Here is a 3,943-nt window from a genome sequence, read left to right as displayed (position 1 = left end):
GCGCGCCGGTGGGCGAGCCGCCGGTCCACAGGCGGATCGCCCCGAAGAGCACGAGCATCGTGCCGAGGGTGGTGATGAACGAGGGGACCCGCAGGAGGGTGGTCACCAGGCCGTTGACGAGGCCGACGAGGAGCCCGAAGCCCACCATGAGGGCGATGACGGGCCACGTGCGGTCCTCCTCGCCGTTGATGAGGCGGGCGGCGATGACGACCTGCGCCCCGACGAGGCTGCCGACGGACAGGTCGAACTCCCCCGAGACGATGACGAAGTACTGGCCGATGGCGAGGACGACGAGCGGGGCCGCGTTGCGCAGGAACGCCATGAGCGACGGCGGCTCGTAGAAGCCGGGGTTGAGCACGGCCATGGCGAGCACGAGCACGGTGAGCACGACGAACACCGGGCCGCTGCCCGCGCGGCGCAGCCGGTCGAGCACGGACGGGCGCGCCGCCTGGTCCGGCGTCGTCGTCATGAGCGGCCTCCTCGGCTCGTTGCCCCGGCTGCCCGGGAGGTGACGTCCCGGAAGCGCGCCCTGGCCTTCCTCGGGTCGATCTGGCGGCGGGCGTACAGGGCGACGGCGGCGATGATGATGACTCCCCGCAGGACGTCGCGGAAGAACGGGTTGATCTGCAGCTCGTTGAAGAGGCTGTCGAGCACCGCGAGGATGAGGACGGCGGCGATCGTGCCACCGATCCCGCCGCGGCCGCCGAGCAGGAGCGTGCCGCCCAGGACGACGGCGGCGATGGAGTCGAGGTCGTACCCGGCGCCGTAGATCTGGGCGCCGACGCCGGTGCTGAAGCGCGCCGCGAGGAGCAGCCCGGCGAGCCCGGCCATGAGGGAGCACAGGACGTGCGCGACGACGAGCGTGCGGTCGGTGCGGATCCCGGAGAGCCGGGCGACGTCGATGTTGCCGCCGACGGCGAACATCGAGTGCCCCAGGCGGGTGCGGTGGAGCAGGACGACGCCGGCGGCCGCGATGACGAGCATGACGACCGCCGACAGCGGCAGCACCCCGATGCGGGTGTACCCGAAGCTCTGGAAGGCGGAGGGGACCGACCCGGACGGGCCGGGGTACCGGGTGTCGAGGAACCCCTTGATGATGAGGCCGGAGCCGAGGGTCGTGATGAAGGCGTGGACCCCGAGCCTCGTCGTCACGAGGCCGTTGAACAGCCCGACGGCGGCCGAGACCCCGAGCGCGGCGGCCACCCCGAGGACGATCCGCGAGGGGTCCCCGTCCATGACGACGGCGGCGACGAGGCTGCTCAGCGCCGCGACGTACCCGACCGACAGGTCGAGGGAGCGGCACAGGATGACGAGGGTCTGCCCGATCGCGATGAAGCCGAGCAGGCTGGAGCGGGTGAGGATGTCGACGATCGACCCGCCGCTGAGGAGGTTGTCACCGCGGGCCGCCATGAGCACGGCGGCGACGACGAGCAGGATGAGCAGCGCGACGTAGATGAGCGGGACGTGACGCAGCGCCGAGACGCGGCTGGGCATCGGCCGGGGCGCGGGCGGTCGGCCGGTGGGCGCGGTGCCGACCTCGGGACGGGCGGTCATGCGCTCTCCTCCACGGTGTCGTGCCGGGTGGCCAGGGCCATGACGGCCTCCTCGTCGCAGCCGCCGGGCAGCTCGCCGCTGATCTCACCGTCGTGGAGCACGATGATCCGGTCGGCCATCCCGATGACCTCGGGCAGCTCGGAGGAGATGAGGACGATCGCCACGCCCTCGGCGGCGAGGTCGCGCATGAGCTCGTAGACGGCGTGCTTGGCGCCGACGTCGATGCCGCGGGTGGGCTCGTCCATGACGATGACGCGGGGGTCGGTGACCAGCCACTTGGCCAGGACGACCTTCTGCTGGTTGCCGCCGGACAGGAAGCGGACCTCGTGGCCGCCGCTGCGGGCGGTGAGCTCGAGGGAGGACAGGATCCCGGGGATGCGGCGCGCTCGCTCCGCGGCCCGTCGCGGGGTGACGGCGTCGAGCACGAGGCGGGCGTTGGCGACGACGGACTGGTTGAGGGCCAGGCCCTCGGCCTTGCGGTCCTCGGTGACGAGCGCGACGCCGGCCCGGACCGCCTGGCGCGGGGAGCGCGGGGAGACGGGGCGGCCGTCGACCTCGATCTCGCCGGTGCGGAAGCGGTCGACGCCGAACAGGCCGTGGGCGATCTCGGTGCGCCCGCTGCCCTGGAGCCCGGCGAGCGCGACGATCTCCCCCGCCCGCACCTCGAAGCCGATGTCGCGGACCATGTGGTTGCCCGCGCCGCGGACGGTGAGGCGGACGTCGCCGAGCGAGGTGCCCTCGCGGGGCGCGGGGAACAGCGAGCTGATCGAGCGCCCGACCATCGTGCGGACGAGCTCGTCCGGCGTGATGTCCGCGGCGTCGACGGTGGCGACGAGGTTCCCGTCCTTGAGGACCGTGATCCGGTCGCACAGGTCGAAGATCTCCTTGAGCCGGTGGGAGACGTAGAGGACCGCGACCCCGCGGTCCCGCAGGCGGCGCACGAGCCGGTAGAGCAGCTCGACCTCGTGGTCGGCGAGCGCCGCCGTGGGCTCGTCCATCGAGATGATGCGGGCGTCGAAGGACATCGCCTTGACGATCTCGACGACCTGCTGCTCGGCGACGGACAGGCTGCGCACCTTGACCTGCGGGGAGATCGTGTCGACCCCGAGGTCCTGGAGGAGCGCACCGGTGTCCTTGACCATGCGGGCGCGGTCGACGAGGCCTCGCCGCCGCGGCTCCCGGCCGAGGAAGACGTTCTCCGCGACGGTGCGCTCGGGCAGGAGGTTGAACTCCTGGAAGACGGTGGTGACGCCGGCGGCCTGCGCCTCCAGCGGGTGGCCGAAGCTCACCCGCTCACCGTCCAGGGTCACGGTGCCGCTGTCGGCGGGCTGGACCCCGGCGAGGATCTTCATGAGGGTCGACTTGCCGGCGCCGTTCTCACCGACGAGGGCGTGGACCTCACCGGCCCGGACCTCGAGGTCGATCCCGGACAGGACCTGGACCCCGAAGAAGGACTTGGTGATGCCCTCCATGCGCAGGAGCGGGGCCCCCCGACCCCCGGTGGTCACGACTCGACCTCGGTCCAGGCCTGTGTCTCGGCGGAGCGGAGGACGGCGTCGGCGATCCGGCAGGCGCGCAGGCCGTCGGCGAAGGTGGGCAGCCCGTCCGGGGTCTGCCCGCCGATGGCCCGGGCGGTGTCGGCGACGAAGTTCGCGAAGCACTCCTGGTAGCCCTGCGGGTGCCCGGCGGGCACGCCGGCGTACGGGGCGGCGGCGGCCGACAGGACGTCGGGGTCGCGCACGAGGAGGCGCGAGCCCTGCCGGGCGCCGACCCAGAGCTTCTCCGGGTCCTCCTGGTCGAAGGAGATGCTCGCCTCGGAGCCGGACACCTCGAGGAGGAGGCGGTTCTTGCGGCCCGGGGAGACCTGGGAGACCGTCGCGGTGCCGAGCACGCCCCCCTCGGTCTCGAACTGGAGGACGACGACGTCCTCGGTCTCGACGGCGGAGCGCCCCCCACGCTCGGCGTTGACGGTGGCGCTCCGGGCGTTGACGGCGCGGATCGGGTCGGCGGTGACGAACTCGAGGAGGTCGCACCAGTGGGAGCCGATGTCGCCGAAGGCGCGGCTGGCGCCGCCGAGGCGGGCGTCGACCCGCCAGTTGTCGTCCTGGGCGCCGCTGAGCCAGTCCTGCAGGTAGGAGCCGTGGGCGAGGACGACGCGGCCCAGGCCGCCGGAGCGCACCATCTCGCGCGCCTCCCGGACCATGGGGTGGAACCGGTAGATGAAGGGGACGGCGCCGACCAGGCCCCGGGCGGTGACCGCCTCGGCCATCCGCACGGCGTCCTGCGGGTTGGTGGCGAGCGGCTTCTCGCACACGACGTGCTTGCCGGCCTCGATGGCGGCCATGGCCAGCGGGTAGTGCAGGTAGTTGGGCGTGCAGATGTGCACGAC

Annotated in this window: 4 protein-coding genes; all 4 read right to left on the bottom strand. The window is 72.9% G+C overall.

Annotated elements, in window-relative coordinates; genetic code table 11:
• Positions 1–469 (bottom strand): ABC transporter permease (locus FHE66_RS09150; protein WP_369692758.1); only part of this gene is annotated, 469 nt, incomplete at its 3' end.
• A complete protein-coding gene (locus FHE66_RS09145) occupies positions 466–1,554 on the bottom strand; it encodes an ABC transporter permease (protein ID WP_139072644.1) in 1,089 nt (362 codons plus the stop codon). The genes FHE66_RS09150 and FHE66_RS09145, both read right to left, overlap by 4 nt.
• On the bottom strand, positions 1,551–3,026 hold the full coding sequence (locus FHE66_RS09140) for a sugar ABC transporter ATP-binding protein (protein ID WP_139072662.1): 1,476 nt from the start codon (positions 3,024–3,026) through the stop codon (positions 1,551–1,553). The genes FHE66_RS09145 and FHE66_RS09140 overlap by 4 nt, the downstream gene beginning before the upstream one ends.
• Positions 3,027–3,058: 32 nt before the next feature.
• Positions 3,059–3,943 (bottom strand): Gfo/Idh/MocA family protein (locus FHE66_RS09135; RefSeq protein WP_139072661.1); only part of this gene is annotated, 885 nt, incomplete at its 5' end.

The organism is Georgenia sp. 311, from assembly GCF_006151955.1.
In the GTDB taxonomy this organism is placed as follows: Bacteria; Actinomycetota; Actinomycetes; order Actinomycetales; family Actinomycetaceae; genus Oceanitalea; species Oceanitalea wutianyii.
Note: the sequence above shows the minus strand (reverse complement) of the source record. Positions and strands in the feature narration are given on the sequence as shown.

Bases quoted from the DNA above. Each gene is read 5' to 3' on its own strand.
- FHE66_RS09145 (WP_139072644.1), bottom strand. From the start codon at position 1,554: ATGACCGCCCGTCCCGAGGTCGGCACCGCGCCCACCGGCCGACCGCCC.
- FHE66_RS09140 (WP_139072662.1), bottom strand. From the start codon at position 3,026: ATGGAGGGCATCACCAAGTCCTTCTTCGGGGTCCAGGTCCTGTCCGGG.